The sequence below is a fragment of the Pseudomonas sp. GW821-FHT11G12 genome (assembly GCF_058808055.1).
On sequence record NZ_JBXARH010000003.1, the window covers coordinates 104,654 to 120,429 of the forward strand.

Sequence of the window (15,776 nt, forward strand, 5' to 3'; positions counted from 1 at the left end):
GATCTTTAAACTGCCGGGGCTTAAACTCCGGCAATTTTTAGTGTTACTGTATAACACTAACTTGCTGCTCTGCCCGCAGCCATGCATTGCCATGAGCCTGCGGGCTTTTATTTTGAAGAAGTGATTCACCGCCCCGATGAACAAGTACCTCTTGTCCAGCCTCTGCCTGTTCGCCCTGAACAACAGCGCCCACGCCGACAGCGCGCCGCTGACGCTGCCCACCGGCACCATCACGGCTCTGGCCAATGACGACCAGACCGTCAGCCTGACCACGCCGACCAGCGCCGGCTCGCGCCTGAACCTCAGCGCGATGGAAACCCCGGCCAGCGTCGAAAGCCTGAGCGGCGAGCAAGTCCGCGCTCGTGGCGACCGCAGCGTGCAGGACGCGGTGTCGCGCAGCACCGGCATCAGCCGAACCGGCACGCCGGGCGATGGCGGCACTTCGTTGCAGGCCCGGGGCTTTACCGGGCAGAGTTCGGTGATGCAGTTGTATGACGGCAACCGGATGTACACCGGCATGGGCACCGTGACGTTCCCGGTCGACACCTGGTCGGTGGAGCGCGTCGACGTCCTGCGCGGCCCGGCCTCGGTGCTGTACGGCGAAGGCGCGACCGGTGCGGTGGTCAACGTGATCCCGAAGAAACCGTTCGAAGGCGAAATCGAAAACCACGTGCGCGTCGGTTACGGCTCGTTCGATAGCCAGCAACAGGCGTTCGACAGCGGCGGTTCGCTGACCGACACCCTGAGCTATCGCCTCAACCTCAACCGCCTGCGCAGCAACGGCTGGATCGATCGCGGCGACTCGTCCAGCGACTTCATCAGCGCCGCCCTGCGCTGGCAGGCCACCGATGATCTGACCTTCACCCTCGCCCACGATTACGGCGACCAACGCCCGCAGAACTACTTCGGCACACCGCTGATCAACGGCCAGTTGAAGGACAGCCTGCGCAACAAGAACTACAACGTGCGCAACGACAAGCAGCACTACAACGATCAATGGACACGCCTGACCACCGATTGGCAGATCAACGACGCGGTCAACGCCAGCAACGAGCTGTATTACCTCAAGGCTCAGCGCCGCTGGCAGAACGCCGAGAACTACAACTTCGACGCTGGCAGCCAACAACTCAGCCGCAGCGGTTACTTCGGCATCGGCCACAAACAGGAACAGGTCGGCGACCGCCAGACTTTCACCTTCAAGCATTCGCTGTTCGGCCTCGACAGCCAGACCGTGACCGGCGTCGATTACAACCGCATCCGCTTCCAGCTCAACAGCAACTCGCCGTTCAACGACGTGTTGCCGAACGGCCAACCGCTGGATCTGTACCACCCGCAAACCGGTTACTTCGAGAGCGCCGACCCGTATCGCGATCAATTCGACAGCACCACCAGACAGATGTCGGTGTTCGCCGAAAACCGCACGCAACTGAGCGAGCGCTGGTCGCTGGTAACCGGCGTGCGCCGCGACTACGTGCACGTGGATCGCAACAACCTGGTCGACGGCAGCCAGAGCGACAAGACCCTGACCGGCAACAACTGGAAGGCCGGGCTGGTGTTCGCGCTGACACAGGACACCTCGTTCTACGGTCAGGTCGCTACCAGCACCGATGGCATCGGCGGTTTGATTTCTCTGAGCCCGAGCCAGCAGCAATACGACTTGTCCACCGCGCGGCAAACCGAGATCGGCATGAAGCAGCTGTTCTGGGATCAACGTGGCGAATTCACGCTGGCGGCGTATCGCATCGTGAAGAAGAAGCTGCTGACCGACGATCCGGGCAACCCGACGCTCAAGCAGCAGGTCGGCCAGCAATCGTCGAACGGCCTGGAAGCCAGCTTCGATCTGCAACTGCCAAACGCCTGGCAACTGCAAGCCAACGCCGCCATCGTTAAAGCCAAGTACGACGATTTCGAAGAGGTGGTCGGCGGCGTGCCGGTGTCGCGCAACGGCAATCGCCCGGTGGACGTGCCACGTCGCACGGCGAACCTGTGGCTGAGCAAGGCGCTGACCGATGACCTGAAAGCCGGCGCCGGCGTGCGTTATGTCGATGCGCGCTACGCCGACATGGCCAACCGCAACGAACTGCCGAGCTACACCGTGGTCGATGCGACGCTGTCGTGGAAAGCCCTACGCAACACGACACTGGGGTTACAGGTGAACAATCTGTTTGACCGGACCTATGCGCAAAGCCAATACAATGAGGGGCAGCAGTGGATTCTGGGTGAGCCTCGTTCGTTCTTTGTCACAGCTGACTACACCTTCTAGAACAGGAACGAAATGACCTCCCTGACCCTCACCGACCTGAGATGGTCCCCCTTGGGCCACGACCACTGCCATCACCAGTTCCAGCTGCGTGACGCCTCGTTGCAAGTGGCCGCCGGTGAGTTCGTCGGGCTGATCGGGCCCAACGGCAGCGGCAAGACCAGCCTGTTGCGCTGCGCCTACCGCTTCAGCCAGCCGGAGCACGGTGAGGTCAGACTCGATCATCACAACGTGTGGAAGCAATCCTCGCGCTGGTGCGCGCAACGTATCGCCGTAGTCTTGCAGGAATTCCCCGACGCCTTCGGCCTGACCGTCGAAGAAGTGGTCGCCATGGGCCGCACGCCGCACAAAGGCCTGTTCGACGGCGACACGCTGGAAGACCGCCACCTCGCCACCCAGGCCCTCAAATCCGTGGGCCTCGATGGTTTCGAAGACCACGCATTCGCCACGCTGTCCGGCGGTGAAAAACAACGCGTGATCCTCGCCCGCGCCCTGACCCAGCAACCGCAACTGCTGATCCTCGACGAGCCGACCAACCACCTCGACCCGCGCTATCAGCTGGAGCTGCTGCAACTGGTCAAGCGCTTGCAGATCGGCACCCTGGCAAGCATTCACGACCTGAACCTCGCCGCCGCGTTCTGCGACCGTTTGTATGTGATCAACCACGGTCGCATCGTCGCCAGCGGCACCCCGCAAGAAGTCCTCACGGTTGAATTGCTGCGCGACGTGTTCGGCGTTGAAGCACTGATCGATTCCCACCCCCTCCACGGCTACCCGCGAATCACCTGGATAACCCGACCATGACTGTGCGCTCCCTGCTTTGCCTCGCCCTGTTGCTGGGCACCCCCCAAGCCTTCGCCGAAGCCACCAAGTACCCACTGACGATCCACAGCTGCAACCGCGAAGTGACCTTCAAGGAAGCGCCGAAACACGCGGTCAGCCACGACATCAACATGACCCAGATGATGCTCGCCCTCGGCCTCAAGTCGAAGATGGCCGGCTACAGCGGCGTCAGTGGCTGGAAGTCGGTAACACCCGAAATGCAGTCGCTGCTCGATGGCCTGCCGGAACTGGCGGCCAAATACCCGTCGGTGGAAACCCTGCTCAACGCCAACGTCGACTTCTTCTTCGCCGGCTGGGATTACGGCATGCGCGTCGGTGGCGATCTCACCCCGCAGACGCTGCAACCGCTGGGCATCAACGTCTATGAGCTGACCGAATCCTGCGCCTTCGTGATGAAGCGCCCGGCCGCCACGCTGGAAGACACCTACAACGACCTGCGCAACCTCGGCAAAATCTTCGACGTGCAGGACCGCGCCAACGCACTGATCGCCGACATGCAAAATCAGGTCGCCGACATCCGCAAAGACCTGCCCGCCGAGAAGCCACGGGTGTTCCTGTACGACAGCGGCGAAGACCGCGCCATGACCTCCGGCCGCCTCGGCATGCCGCAAGCGCTGATCGACGCTTCTGGTGGGCGCAACATTCTCGATGACGTCGATGCGAGCTGGACCCGGGTCAACTGGGAGACCGTGGTCGAGCGCAATCCGCAGGTGATCGTGATCGTCGACTACAGCGAAATCACCGCCGAACAGAAGATTGAATTTCTGCTGAAGAACAAGGCGCTGCAATCGGTGGACGCGATCAAGAACCAGCGTTTCATCGTCATCCCTTACGTGCAGGCCACGCCGGGGATCGACAACGTGCTGGCGGTTGAAACTCTGGCCAAAGGGTTCCACGGCGAATGATCAATCGTCGTTACGGCTGGCTGCTGATTGCCCTCGGCGCGGTGCTGCTGGTGTCGTGCGTGGTGTCGCTGGGCTTCGGCCCGGCGCGGGTGCCGGTGGACGTGGTGTGGCGGATTCTGCTGCACAAGTTGTTCGGTTTCGGCGTGCCGGACTGGAGCGCCGGCCAGGAGCACATCGTCTGGCTGATCCGCGTGCCGCGCATGTTGCTCGGTGCGTTGGTTGGCGCCGGGCTGGCGTTGATCGGTGCGGTGCTGCAAGCGGTGACGCGTAACCCTCTGGCCGACCCGCACCTGCTCGGCGTTACCTCCGGCGCGACCCTCGGCGCAGTGATCGTGGTGCTGCACGTCGGCGAAATCGTCGGTCTGCTGACCTTGCCGATTGCCGCGTTTATCGGCGCGTTGTTGAGCATGTTTCTGGTACTGGGCATCGCCAACCGTCACGGACGACTGGACAGTGATCGCCTGCTGCTGTGTGGCGTGGCGGTGTCGTTCGTGATGATGGCGATCGCCAACCTGCTGCTGTTCATGGGCGATCACCGCGCCAGTTCGGCGGTGATGTTCTGGATGCTCGGCGGCCTCGGTCTGGCGCGCTGGGAGTTGTTGGCCGTGCCGGCGCTCAGCGTGTTGCTCGGGCTGATTCTGCTGCTGGGCATGGCTCGGCCATTGAACGCTTTGATGGCTGGCGAACAGACGGCTGTCACCCTTGGCCTGAACGCGCGGGCGGTCCGTCTGCGGGTGTTCGTGATTGCTTCACTGATGACCGGGGTACTGGTGTCGATCAGCGGCTCAATCGGGTTTGTCGGGCTGATGGTGCCGCACATTGCGCGGCGCTTGATCGGTGCCGAGCACCGGCGTCTGCTGCCGGTGTGCGTGTTGCTCGGCAGTGTGTTTCTGGTGTGGGTCGATGTCGCGGCGCGGACGCTGATCGCACCGGAAGACTTGCCGATCGGCGTTGCCACCGCAGCGCTCGGCGGGCTGTTTTTCATCGGCCTGATGCGCCGCCGCTGAGCCTGCCTTAGACTGCGCACCCGATTTTTCTCAGGATGAGTGTCATGTTGAAAGCAGCTGTTGTCGCGTTGCTGTTTGTGGGATCCAGCGCGGTGCTGGCCGATACGACCGTCGATGTCTCGAAGATCTACGGCAAGATCCAGTTCGTCAACTCGTACCCGGATTACAAAGTAAAGATCGATAACTCCTGGCCAGATCTGAAAGTGAAGCAAGTCACTCAGTGGCCAGACTCGGTGGGCAAATGGCAGATCGTTGATCAGTATCCCGATTACAAGATTCAGATCGTCGACTCTTACCCTGATTTCACCATCAAGTACGTGGACTCCTGGCCTGGCGTGAACTGATCCGTCACGCATCCCCGCTGCCGCCTCGCGGCAGCACCACAATGAAGCACTTCCCCGCACCACACCCTGCCGTCTGTCCCCTCCTGGTGCGCCGCCCCTGCGCACAACCGCTCTAAACCGACCTTTTGCTGCCCGATCCCGACCGGGCACAGCCCTTGCAAAACACCCTTCAGTCGTTCGCATCTGCCAACCATAAAAAACTTTAACGTTCGTGGAGATCGCACAATGAAGCGTCGCAGTTTGATCAAGGCTTTCACACTCACGGCATCCATTGCCGCGATGGGCATGACCTGGACGGTACAGGCCGCCGAGACCATCAAGGTCGGGATTCTGCATTCGTTGTCCGGCACCATGGCGATCTCCGAAACATCGCTCAAAGACATGGCGTTGATGACCATCGACGAGATCAACGCCAAGGGCGGGGTGAACGGCAAGATGCTGGAACCGGTGGTGGTCGACCCGGCGTCGAACTGGCCGCTGTTCGCGGAGAAGGGCCGGCAGTTGCTGACTCAGGACAAGGTCGCGGTGGTGTTCGGTTGCTGGACCTCGGTGTCGCGCAAATCGGTGCTGCCGGTGTTCGAAGAACTCAACGGCCTGCTGTTCTACCCGGTGCAATACGAAGGCGAAGAGATGTCGCCGAACGTGTTCTACACCGGCGCCGCGCCGAACCAGCAAGCGATCCCGGCGGTTGAATACCTGATGAGCGAAGAAGGTGGCGGCGCCAAGCGCTACTTCCTGCTCGGCACCGATTACGTCTACCCGCGCACCACCAACAAGATCCTGCGTTCGTTCCTGCATTCCAAAGGCGTAGCGGATAAAGACATCGAAGAGGTCTACACCCCGTTCGGTCATAGCGACTATCAAACCATCGTCGCCAACATCAAAAAATTCTCGGCCGGCGGCAAGACCGCTGTGATCTCGACCGTGAATGGCGACTCCAACGTGCCGTTCTACAAGGAACTGGCCAACCAGGGCCTGAAGGCCACCGACGTACCGGTGGTGGCGTTTTCGGTGGGCGAAGAAGAACTGCGCGGCATCGACACCAAGCCGCTGGTGGGCAACCTCGCGGCGTGGAACTACTTCGAGTCGGTGGAGAACCCGGTGAACAAGAAGTTCGTCGATGACTGGAAGGCCTACGCGAAGAAACACAACCTGCCAGGCGCCGACAAAGCCGTGACCAACGACCCGATGGAAGCCACTTACGTCGGCATCCACATGTGGGCGCAGGCGGCGGAGAAAGCCAAGTCCACCGACGTCGACAAGGTCCGCGAAGCCCTCGGCGGCCAGACCTTCGCCGCGCCGTCCGGCTACACCCTGACCATGGACAAGACCAACCACCACCTGCACAAACCGGTGATGATCGGCGAGATCCAGGCCGATGGTCAGTTCAACGTGGTGTGGCAGACCGAGGGGCCGATTCGTGCGCAGCCCTGGAGTCCGTTCATTCCGGGCAACGACAAGAAGCCGGAGTATGCGGTGAAGAGCAACTGAGTTAACCCGCTCAACCTGATCGTTCCCACGCTCTGCGTGGGAACGATCAATACAGGAAGGCCCGTTATGCCCACTGCCCTATACCGTTTGCTCCTGGCCCTCGCACTTTTGCTGCCGATAGCCGCCCACGCCAGCGACGCCGAAGACTTCGTCGCCGCCAACCCCGTGCAACAAGCCAAACTGCTGGAAGCCTGGGCCGCGCAGCCCGATCCGGCCCGTGTCGAACTGATCAACGCCCTGCAACAAGGCGAACTGACCGTCGACGGCCAACCCAAAACCCTGCGCCTGAACAACCGCCTGCGAGGTCTGATCGACACCGCACTGGCCAGCCACCAATTGCTCGCCGTCGACGCCAAAACCCGTCTGACTGCCGCGCAGCAATTGCAGAAAAGCGCCAAACCGGCGCAGCTGAAATTCCTCGACCACCAACTGGCTGGCGAAAAAGACGAAAGCGTCCACGCCGCCCTGAGCCTGGCGCTGGCCAACCTGCAACTGGTCGACACTGCCCCGGCCGTGCGCCTCGCGGCCGTGCGTCTGCTCGGTGAAACCGGTGACCCGTTGGCCCGCACTCGCCTCGAAGGTTTGCTCGAACCCGGCGTCGAGGCTGACGCCAATGTGCGCACCGCCGCCGAAACCAGCCTCGCCCAGGTCAAGCGCAAACTGCTGATCGGCGAACTGCTCGGCCAGGCCTTCAGCGGCATGTCCCTCGGCTCGATTCTATTACTTGCCGCACTAGGTCTGGCGATCACCTTCGGCCTGCTGGGTGTGATCAATATGGCCCACGGCGAGATGCTGATGCTCGGTGCCTACTCGACCTACGTCGTGCAGTTGATGTTTCAGCGCTACGCACCGCAGGCCATCGAGTTCTATCCATTGATCGCGCTGCCGGTGGCGTTCTTCGTTACTGCCGCCATCGGCATGGCCCTGGAGCGCACGGTGATTCGCCATCTCTACGGCCGCCCACTGGAAACCCTGCTCGCCACCTGGGGCATCAGCCTGATGCTGATTCAGCTGGTGCGCCTGGTGTTCGGTGCGCAGAACGTTGAAGTGGCGAACCCGGCATGGCTGTCCGGCGGGATTCAGGTGTTGCCGAATCTGGTGCTGCCGTACAACCGCATCGTGATCATCGCCTTCGCATTGTTCGTAGTGGTGCTGACCTGGCTGCTGCTGAACAAGACTCGCCTCGGTCTGAACGTGCGAGCGGTCACCCAGAACCGCAACATGGCCGCCTGCTGCGGCGTGCCGACCGGGCGTGTCGACATGCTCGCCTTCGGTCTCGGCTCGGGCATCGCCGGGCTCGGCGGCGTGGCGCTGAGCCAGATCGGCAACGTCGGCCCGGACCTCGGCCAGAGCTACATCATCGATTCATTCCTGGTGGTGGTGCTCGGTGGCGTCGGCCAATTGGCCGGCAGCGTGTTCGCCGCGTTCGGCCTGGGCATCGCCAACAAGATTCTCGAACCGCAGATCGGTGCGGTGCTCGGCAAGATCCTGATCCTCGCGCTGATCATTCTGTTCATCCAGAAACGTCCGCAAGGCCTCTTCGCACTGAAAGGACGGGTGATCGACTGATGAACCAGCCCCTGCTCGTTACGGCCACACAAAAGGCCGGCCCCAAAGTTTCCCTCGCTGTCGGTGCCGTTGTTCTCGCGTTGCTGATCGCCCTGCCGCTGCTGTCGCTGTTGTCGGCGGACAGTGCGCTGCACGTTTCGGCTTACACCCTGACGCTGGTCGGCAAGATTCTCTGCTACGCCATCGTCGCCCTGGCGCTGGATCTGGTCTGGGGCTACGCCGGTCTCTTGTCCCTCGGTCACGGCCTGTTCTTCGCCCTCGGCGGTTATGCGATGGGCATGTACCTGATGCGTCAGGCCGCCGGCGATGGCTTACCGGCGTTCATGACCTTTCTGTCGTGGAGCGAATTGCCGTGGTACTGGAGCGGCACCGGCAACTTCCTCTGGGCGATGTGTCTGGTGGTGCTGGCGCCGGGTTTGCTGGCGCTGGTGTTCGGCTTCTTCGCCTTCCGCTCGCGGATCAAGGGCGTGTATTTCTCGATCATGACCCAGGCCCTGACTTTCGCCGGGATGCTGCTGTTTTTCCGCAACGAGACCGGCTTCGGCGGCAACAACGGCTTTACCAATTTCCGCACGATCCTCGGTTTCGGCATCACCGAACCCGGCACCCGCGCGGTGCTGTTTCTGGCGACGGTGTTGCTGCTGGTGGCGAGCCTGTTCATCGGCTGGCGGCTGGCGCGCAGCAAGTTCGGCCGGGTGCTGACCGCCCTGCGTGATGCAGAGAATCGCCTGATGTTCTGCGGCTACGACCCGCGTGGTTTCAAGCTGTTCGTCTGGGTCTTGAGCGCGGTGTTGTGCGGATTGGCCGGCGCGCTGTACGTGCCGCAGGTGGGGATCATCAACCCGAGCGAAATGTCGCCGACCAACTCGATCGAGGCCGCGGTGTGGGTGGCGCTTGGCGGGCGCGGCACCCTGATCGGCCCGCTGCTCGGCGCCGGCGTGGTCAACGGCATGAAGAGCTGGTTCACCGTGGCGTTCCCCGAATACTGGCTGTTCTTCCTCGGCGCGCTGTTCATCGTCGTGACGTTGTACCTGCCCAAAGGCGTGATCGGTCTGCTGAAGAAACGAGGTGAATCATGAGAGTCACGGCGAGCGCTGAATTCATGCTGGAACCGGCCTTTTTCCCGGTGGAGCCCAACAAGGACGAAGGCACCAGCCGCGACTCGATCGGCCTCGGACAACGCGTCGGTCCGGGCCTCGACACCCGTCACGGCACGATCCTGACCCTGGAAGACATCAGCGTCAGCTTCGACGGTTTCCGGGCGCTGAACGCTCTGAACCTGTACATCGGCGTCGGCGAACTGCGCTGCATCATCGGCCCCAACGGCGCGGGCAAGACCACGCTGATGGACGTGATCACCGGCAAGACCCGCCCGAGTCATGGCAAGGCATGGTTCGGCGAAACCCTCGACCTGACGCAAATGAACGAAGTGCAGATCGCCCAGGCCGGCATCGGTCGCAAGTTCCAGAAACCCACGGTGTTCGAAGCCCTGAGCGTGTTCGAGAACCTTGAGCTGGCGCAGAAAACCGACAAGTCGGTGTGGGCCAGTTTGCGGGCGAAGTTGAGCGGCGAGCAGAAAGACCGGATCAGCGAAGTGCTCGACACCATTCGCCTGACCACCTCGGTCAATCGCCCGGCGGGGCTGCTGTCCCACGGGCAGAAACAGTTTCTGGAAATCGGCATGTTGCTGATGCAGGACCCGCAACTGCTGCTGCTCGACGAACCGGTGGCGGGCATGACCGACGCCGAAACCGAATTCACCGCCGAGCTGTTCAAGTCGCTCGCGGGCAAGCATTCGCTGATGGTGGTGGAACACGACATGGGCTTCGTCGGCTCGATTGCCGACCACGTCACCGTGTTGCACCAGGGCAGCGTGCTGGCTGAAGGTTCGCTGGAACAGGTGCAAGACAACGAGCGCGTGATCGAAGTCTATCTCGGGCGCTGAAGAGGAATTCCAACATGCTGCAAGTCGACAAATTGCATCAGTACTACGGCGGTAGCCACATCCTGCGTGGCCTGAGCTTTGACGTGAAGATCGGCGAAGTCACCTGCCTGCTCGGCCGTAACGGCGTGGGCAAGACCACGTTGCTCAAATGCCTGATGGGCCTGTTGCCGGCCAAGGAAGGCGCGGTGAACTGGGAAGGCAAACCGATCACCACGTTCAAGCCACATCAACGGGTACACGCCGGGATCGCCTACGTGCCGCAGGGCCGGGAGATTTTCGGCCGACTGACCGTGGAAGAAAACCTGCTGATGGGCCTGTCGCGTTTTCCCGGCAGCGAAGCCAAAGAGGTTCCCGCGTTCATCTACGAACTGTTCCCGGTGCTGCTGCAAATGAAACAGCGGCGCGGCGGCGACCTGTCCGGCGGTCAGCAACAACAACTCGCCATCGGCCGCGCACTGGCCAGCCGTCCACGGCTGCTGATTCTCGACGAACCCACCGAAGGCATTCAGCCGTCGGTGATCAAGGAAATCGGCGCGGTGATCAAAAAGCTCGCCGCCCGAGGCGACATGGCAATCCTGTTGGTGGAGCAGTTCTACGATTTCGCCGCCGAACTGGCCGATCAGTACCTGGTGATGTCCCGGGGCGAGATCGTGCAGCAGGGCCGTGGCGAAAATATGGAAGCCGAAGGTGTGCGCGGGCTGGTGACTATTTGACGTTACGGTCTAATCTGTAGCGTCCTAACGATAATCAGAAAACATGAACTTACCTTTAGCGACTGCCCTGTTTACCCCGAGCTGGCACGCCGAGCTTGAGCTGGCCTACGCCCGCTTCGGCGATTGCACGCGGCCGACCCGACGCCGACACCTCGGTCCGTTGCGGGTGCAAAAGCATCTGTATGCCGAAGGGCCCGAGGTCTGCCAGCACATCATCGTCCACCCGCCGGGCGGGATTGCCGGCGGTGACCGGCTCGACATCAGCGCCCGCGTCGAACAGGGCGCCTGGGCACAGATCACCAGCCCCGGCGCGGCCAAGTGGTATCGCGCGGCGGGCCCCGCTTATCAGTCGCTGGACCTGCACGTCGCCGCCGGCGCGACACTGGAGTGGCTGCCCCAGGAAACCATCGTCTACAGCGCCGCCCAGGCTGAACTCACGACCTCGATCGACCTTGAAGGCGATGCACGACTGTTCTACTGGGACGTGGTGGCGTTGGGTCGCCCGGCCAGTGGCGAGCGTTTCGACCTCGGGCATTTCCAGGCGCATCTGGATATTCGCCGCGATGGCCGGCTGCTCTGGCATGAGCGCCAGCGCATCGTCGGCGATGACGGCTTGCTTGATTCGCCGATCGGGCTGGACGGCAATCCGGTGTTTGCGACGTTGTTGGTCACCGGTGAGATTGATGCTGAACTGCTGGAGCGCTGCCGTTCGCTGGGCCACGAGGTGCGCGGGGATCTGACGCAGTTGCCCGGTCTGTTGGTCGCCCGTTGCCTGGCCAGTGAAGCGTTGCTGGCGCGTGGATGGCTGATTGATCTGTGGCGATTGCTCAGGCCTGCGTTGCTCGGCCGTGAAGCTCAGCCGCCGAGAATCTGGAGTACTTGAGGGCCAGCCCCTCACCCCCCGCCCTCTCCCCGGAGGGGAGAGGGAGCCTGACCGAGCTGTCTGGAAAGAATTTTGCAGTCTCAAAAAATTACTGACTGACCCGGCCATAACAAACAACCGAGATCAGTCCCCCCTCCGGGAGAGTGAGGGAACCTGACCGAGGTGACCGCTGGAAATGTTTCAGACACAAGAATTCAACTGACTGAACTGGCCATTGAAAACAACCGAGATCAGTCCCCTCTCCCTCCGGGAGAGGGCTAGGGTGAGGGGCGGTTCCAACTGCCCCCCTCAAACCGAAAGAACCACACAAATCTGCCCAAATGGATTTCAAACGATGGACCTGACCCCACGCGAAAAAGACAAGCTGCTGATCTTCACCGCCGGCCTCGTTGCCGAGCGGCGACTGGCCCGTGGCGTGAAGCTCAACTACCCGGAAGCGATGGCTTTCATCTCGGCGGCGCTGCTCGAGGGCGCCCGGGACGGCCAGACCGTGGCTGAACTGATGCATTACGGCACCACCCTGCTGACCCGCGATCAAGTGATGGAAGGCATCCCGGAAATGATCCCGGAGATTCAGGTCGAAGCGACGTTCCCCGACGGCACCAAACTGGTCACCGTTCACCAACCGATCGTCTGAGGCCGCGCCATGACTTACACCATTCGCGATGCACTGCATGCCGATCTGCCGGCGATCCGCGACATCTACAACGACGCCGTGCTCAACACCACGGCGATCTGGAACGAATCCCCGGTCGACCTCGGCAACCGTCAGGCGTGGTTCAGCGCGCGCCAGGCCCAAGGCTATCCGATCCTGGTGATCGTCGACGCCGACAACACCACCCTCGGCTACGCTTCGTTCGGTGACTGGCGGCCGTTCGACGGTTTCCGTCACACGGTCGAGCACTCGGTCTACGTGCGCAGCGACCAGCGCGGCAACGGCCTCGGCCCGCAATTGATGACCGAGCTGATCGAACGTGCGAGAACCTGCGGCAAACACATCATGGTCGCCGCCATCGAAAGCGGCAACGCGGCGTCGATCCGACTGCACGAGCGCGCCGGATTCATCATCACCGGGCAGATGCCGCAGGTCGGCACCAAGTTCGGCCGCTGGCTCGACCTGACGTTCATGCAACTGACCCTCAACCCTGGCGCGGAGCCGCCGCTCGCCAACAAGGAGTGACACCGATGAACCCCGCCCAACTGCGACGCGTCAATGCTGAAAGTTTTGCGCACTATCGTCAGGGCCTGATCGACCTGCTGCTCGACGCCGTGGGGTATGGCGCCAGCGTCGGCTTCATGGCCGATCTGGATGCCACTCAGGCCCGCGCCTATTTCGATGAAGTGCAGGACAACCTGAACAAGGGCAACGTCTTGCTGTGGGTGGTGGTCAAGGACGAACAGGTGCAGGCCAGCGTGCAACTGGGCCTGTGCCAGAAGGCCAACGGTCTGAACCGCGCCGAAGTGCAGAAACTGCTGGTGCGCGAACACGCCCGGCGGCGCGGCCTCGGCCAGCAGTTGATGGAAGCGCTGGAACTGACGGCCCGCCAGTACAAGCGCGGCATGCTCTACCTCGATACCGAAGCCGGCTCCCCCGCCGAAGACTTCTACAAGGCCCAGGGTTACACCCGCGCCGGGGAAATTCCCGATTACGCCTGCGACCCGAGCGGCACGTATCGCCCGACAGCCCTCTACTACAAGATTCTGCAAGGAGCCCACTGATGATTCCCGGCGAATACCGGATCCAGCCCGGCGACATCGAACTCAACGTCGGTCGTCGCACGATCAGCCTGAAAGTGGCAAACAGTGGCGACCGGCCGATCCAGGTCGGTTCGCACTACCACTTTTTCGAGACCAACGACGCCCTGACCTTCGACCGCGCCGCCAGCCGTGGCATGCGCCTGAACATCCCGGCGGGTACGGCCGTGCGTTTCGAGCCGGGCCAGAGCCGCGAAGTGGAACTGGTGGATTACGCCGGGCACCGGCGGGTGTTCGGGTTTGCCGGACGGGTCATGGGTGACCTCTGAGTCCGTGTGTGCCGTTATTTCTCTGAAGGACGCTAGATGAAGATTTCCAGACAAGCCTACGCCGACATGTTCGGCCCCACCGTCGGCGACAAGGTGCGCCTGGCCGACACCGAGCTGTGGATCGAAGTTGAGCAAGACTTCACCACCTACGGCGAAGAAGTGAAGTTCGGTGGCGGCAAAGTGATCCGCGACGGCCAGGGCCAGAGCCAGTTGCTGGCGGCCGAAGTGGTCGACACTGTCATCACCAACGCGCTGATCATCGACCACTGGGGCATCGTCAAGGCTGACGTCGGCCTCAAGGACGGGCGCATCGCCGCCATCGGCAAGGCCGGCAACCCGGACGTCCAGCCGAACGTGAACATCGCCATCGGCGCCAGTACCGAAGTGATTGCCGGCGAAGGCATGATCCTCACCGCCGGCGGCATCGACACGCACATCCACTTCATCTGCCCGCAGCAGATCGAAGAAGCACTGATGAGCGGCGTCACCACCATGATCGGCGGCGGCACGGGGCCGGCCACCGGCACCAATGCAACGACCTGCACTTCGGGACCGTGGCACCTGGCGCGGATGCTCCAGGCGGCCGATGCGTTCCCGATGAACATCGGCCTCACCGGCAAGGGCAACGCCAGCCTGCCGGAGCCGCTGATCGAACAGGTCAAGGCCGGCGCCATCGGCCTCAAGCTGCACGAAGACTGGGGCACCACCCCGGCGAGCATCGACAATTGCCTGAGCGTCGCCGACCAGTACGACGTGCAGGTGGCGATCCACACCGACACCCTCAACGAGTCGGGTTTCGTTGAAACCACCCTCGGCGCGTTCAAGGGCCGCACCATTCACACCTACCACACCGAGGGTGCCGGCGGCGGCCATGCGCCGGACATCATCAAGGCCTGCGGTTTCGCCAACGTGCTGCCGAGTTCGACCAACCCGACCCGGCCGTTCACCCGCAACACTATCGACGAACACCTCGACATGCTGATGGTCTGCCACCACCTCGACCCGAGCATTGCCGAAGACGTGGCGTTCGCCGAAAGCCGTATCCGCCGCGAAACCATTGCCGCCGAAGACATCCTCCACGACCTCGGCGCGTTCTCGATGATCAGTTCCGACAGCCAGGCCATGGGCCGCGTCGGCGAAGTCATCACGCGCACCTGGCAGACCGCCGACAAGATGAAAAAGCAGCGCGGCCCGTTGCCTAAGGACGGCGAAGGCAACGACAACTTCCGTGCCAAACGCTACATCGCCAAGTACACCATCAACCCGGCGATCACCCATGGCATCAGCCACGAGGTAGGTTCGGTGGAAGTCGGCAAGTGGGCGGATCTGGTGCTGTGGCGCCCGGCCTTCTTCGGTGTAAAACCGACGCTGATCCTCAAGGGCGGCGCCATCGCCGCGAGCCTGATGGGCGACGCCAACGCGTCGATCCCGACCCCGCAACCGGTGCACTATCGCCCGATGTTCGCCAGTTACGGTGGCTCGTTGCATGCCACCAGTCTGACGTTCATCAGCCAGGCAGCGCAGGAATCCGGGCTGCCCGAAGTGTTGGGCCTGAAGAAGAAAATCGCCGTGGTCAAAGGCTGCCGCGACGTGCAGAAAACCGACCTGATCCACAACGATTACCTGCCCAACATCGACGTCGATCCGCAGACCTATCAGGTCAAGGCCGACGGCGTGTTGCTCTGGTGTGAGCCGGCCGAAACCCTGCCGATGGCGCAGCGTTACTTTCTGTTCTGATGTCTGGCCACGGTCGTCGAGCCTTTCGACGACCGAGGCTGCCAGCGCTTCAGCG

General features: G+C 62.3%; 16 protein-coding genes. All 16 read left to right on the forward strand.

Annotated features, from left to right (window positions below):
* The first annotated feature begins 136 nt into the window (after positions 1-136).
* The 16 genes from AC1RR7_RS11835 to ureC all read left to right on the forward strand — a co-directional run bounded on the left by AC1RR7_RS11835 (position 137) and on the right by ureC (position 15,721).
* Positions 137-2,263 (forward strand): TonB-dependent receptor, encoded by a 2,127-nt coding sequence (locus AC1RR7_RS11835; RefSeq protein ID WP_102620098.1) that lies wholly within the window; start codon positions 137-139, stop codon positions 2,261-2,263.
* Between the two features lie 12 nt (positions 2,264-2,275).
* Positions 2,276-3,064: an ABC transporter ATP-binding protein gene (locus tag AC1RR7_RS11840; RefSeq protein WP_096819763.1), complete on the forward strand. Its 789-nt coding sequence runs from the start codon at positions 2,276-2,278 to the stop codon at positions 3,062-3,064.
* Positions 3,061-4,008 carry an ABC transporter substrate-binding protein gene (locus AC1RR7_RS11845; RefSeq protein WP_493157504.1) on the forward strand — a complete coding sequence of 316 codons (948 nt, stop codon included), beginning with the start codon at positions 3,061-3,063 and terminating at the stop codon, positions 4,006-4,008. Before AC1RR7_RS11840 ends, AC1RR7_RS11845 begins: the two co-directional genes overlap by 4 nt.
* Positions 4,005-5,015 carry a FecCD family ABC transporter permease gene (locus tag AC1RR7_RS11850; protein WP_493065791.1) on the forward strand — a complete coding sequence of 337 codons (1,011 nt, stop codon included), beginning with the start codon at positions 4,005-4,007 and terminating at the stop codon, positions 5,013-5,015. The genes AC1RR7_RS11845 and AC1RR7_RS11850 overlap by 4 nt, the downstream gene beginning before the upstream one ends.
* Before the next feature lie 44 nt (positions 5,016-5,059).
* Positions 5,060-5,359 (forward strand): 7(1) septoil knot domain-containing protein, encoded by a 300-nt coding sequence (locus AC1RR7_RS11855; RefSeq protein ID WP_102620101.1) that lies wholly within the window; start codon positions 5,060-5,062, stop codon positions 5,357-5,359.
* Positions 5,360-5,584: 225 nt separating this feature from the next.
* Positions 5,585-6,850: an urea ABC transporter substrate-binding protein gene (gene urtA / locus AC1RR7_RS11860; protein WP_085711205.1), complete on the forward strand. Its 1,266-nt coding sequence runs from the start codon at positions 5,585-5,587 to the stop codon at positions 6,848-6,850.
* Positions 6,851-6,916: 66 nt separating this feature from the next.
* Positions 6,917-8,419 (forward strand): urea ABC transporter permease subunit UrtB, encoded by a 1,503-nt coding sequence (urtB, locus tag AC1RR7_RS11865; protein WP_493157506.1) that lies wholly within the window; start codon positions 6,917-6,919, stop codon positions 8,417-8,419.
* Complete coding sequence (urtC, locus tag AC1RR7_RS11870; protein ID WP_493157508.1) at positions 8,419-9,498, forward strand: urea ABC transporter permease subunit UrtC; 1,080 nt, start codon at positions 8,419-8,421, stop codon at positions 9,496-9,498. The genes urtB and urtC overlap by 1 nt, the downstream gene beginning before the upstream one ends.
* Complete coding sequence (gene urtD, locus AC1RR7_RS11875) at positions 9,495-10,364, forward strand: urea ABC transporter ATP-binding protein UrtD (RefSeq protein ID WP_493157510.1); 870 nt, start codon at positions 9,495-9,497, stop codon at positions 10,362-10,364. Before urtC ends, urtD begins: the two co-directional genes overlap by 4 nt.
* Before the next feature lie 14 nt (positions 10,365-10,378).
* A complete protein-coding gene (gene urtE / locus AC1RR7_RS11880; RefSeq protein WP_102620105.1) occupies positions 10,379-11,077 on the forward strand; it encodes an urea ABC transporter ATP-binding subunit UrtE in 699 nt (232 codons plus the stop codon).
* Between the two features lie 43 nt (positions 11,078-11,120).
* Positions 11,121-11,960 carry an urease accessory protein UreD gene (locus tag AC1RR7_RS11885; protein WP_273536890.1) on the forward strand — a complete coding sequence of 280 codons (840 nt, stop codon included), beginning with the start codon at positions 11,121-11,123 and terminating at the stop codon, positions 11,958-11,960.
* Positions 11,961-12,294: 334 nt separating this feature from the next.
* Positions 12,295-12,597 carry an urease subunit gamma gene (gene ureA, locus AC1RR7_RS11890; RefSeq protein ID WP_007950602.1) on the forward strand — a complete coding sequence of 101 codons (303 nt, stop codon included), beginning with the start codon at positions 12,295-12,297 and terminating at the stop codon, positions 12,595-12,597.
* Positions 12,598-12,606: 9 nt separating this feature from the next.
* Positions 12,607-13,140 carry a GNAT family N-acetyltransferase gene (locus AC1RR7_RS11895; RefSeq protein WP_273536887.1) on the forward strand — a complete coding sequence of 178 codons (534 nt, stop codon included), beginning with the start codon at positions 12,607-12,609 and terminating at the stop codon, positions 13,138-13,140.
* Positions 13,141-13,145: 5 nt separating this feature from the next.
* Positions 13,146-13,679: a GNAT family N-acetyltransferase gene (locus AC1RR7_RS11900; protein WP_273536886.1), complete on the forward strand. Its 534-nt coding sequence runs from the start codon at positions 13,146-13,148 to the stop codon at positions 13,677-13,679.
* Entirely contained in the window at positions 13,679-13,984 is a 306-nt protein-coding gene (locus AC1RR7_RS11905; RefSeq protein WP_096819774.1) for an urease subunit beta, read from the forward strand. The genes AC1RR7_RS11900 and AC1RR7_RS11905 overlap by 1 nt, the downstream gene beginning before the upstream one ends.
* Before the next feature lie 36 nt (positions 13,985-14,020).
* Complete coding sequence (ureC, locus tag AC1RR7_RS11910; RefSeq protein WP_102620109.1) at positions 14,021-15,721, forward strand: urease subunit alpha; 1,701 nt, start codon at positions 14,021-14,023, stop codon at positions 15,719-15,721.
* The last annotated feature ends 55 nt before the right edge of the window (positions 15,722-15,776 follow it).

What these genes read in the sequence shown, in the direction of transcription:
- urtE (WP_102620105.1), top strand. Translation starts at nt 10,379, where the DNA reads ATGCTGCAAGTCGACAAATTGCATCAGTACTACGGCGGTAGCCACATC.
- ureA (WP_007950602.1), top strand. Translation starts at nt 12,295, where the DNA reads ATGGACCTGACCCCACGCGAAAAAGACAAGCTGCTGATCTTCACCGCC.
- AC1RR7_RS11905 (WP_096819774.1), top strand. Translation starts at nt 13,679, where the DNA reads ATGATTCCCGGCGAATACCGGATCCAGCCCGGCGACATCGAACTCAAC.
- urtC (WP_493157508.1), top strand. Translation starts at nt 8,419, where the DNA reads ATGAACCAGCCCCTGCTCGTTACGGCCACACAAAAGGCCGGCCCCAAA.
- AC1RR7_RS11900 (WP_273536886.1), top strand. Translation starts at nt 13,146, where the DNA reads ATGAACCCCGCCCAACTGCGACGCGTCAATGCTGAAAGTTTTGCGCAC.
- urtA (WP_085711205.1), top strand. Translation starts at nt 5,585, where the DNA reads ATGAAGCGTCGCAGTTTGATCAAGGCTTTCACACTCACGGCATCCATT.
- urtB (WP_493157506.1), top strand. Translation starts at nt 6,917, where the DNA reads ATGCCCACTGCCCTATACCGTTTGCTCCTGGCCCTCGCACTTTTGCTG.
- AC1RR7_RS11850 (WP_493065791.1), top strand. Translation starts at nt 4,005, where the DNA reads ATGATCAATCGTCGTTACGGCTGGCTGCTGATTGCCCTCGGCGCGGTG.
- AC1RR7_RS11885 (WP_273536890.1), top strand. Translation starts at nt 11,121, where the DNA reads ATGAACTTACCTTTAGCGACTGCCCTGTTTACCCCGAGCTGGCACGCC.
- ureC (WP_102620109.1), top strand. Translation starts at nt 14,021, where the DNA reads ATGAAGATTTCCAGACAAGCCTACGCCGACATGTTCGGCCCCACCGTC.
- AC1RR7_RS11840 (WP_096819763.1), top strand. Translation starts at nt 2,276, where the DNA reads ATGACCTCCCTGACCCTCACCGACCTGAGATGGTCCCCCTTGGGCCAC.
- AC1RR7_RS11835 (WP_102620098.1), top strand. Translation starts at nt 137, where the DNA reads ATGAACAAGTACCTCTTGTCCAGCCTCTGCCTGTTCGCCCTGAACAAC.
- AC1RR7_RS11845 (WP_493157504.1), top strand. Translation starts at nt 3,061, where the DNA reads ATGACTGTGCGCTCCCTGCTTTGCCTCGCCCTGTTGCTGGGCACCCCC.
- AC1RR7_RS11855 (WP_102620101.1), top strand. Translation starts at nt 5,060, where the DNA reads ATGTTGAAAGCAGCTGTTGTCGCGTTGCTGTTTGTGGGATCCAGCGCG.
- AC1RR7_RS11895 (WP_273536887.1), top strand. Translation starts at nt 12,607, where the DNA reads ATGACTTACACCATTCGCGATGCACTGCATGCCGATCTGCCGGCGATC.
- urtD (WP_493157510.1), top strand. Translation starts at nt 9,495, where the DNA reads ATGAGAGTCACGGCGAGCGCTGAATTCATGCTGGAACCGGCCTTTTTC.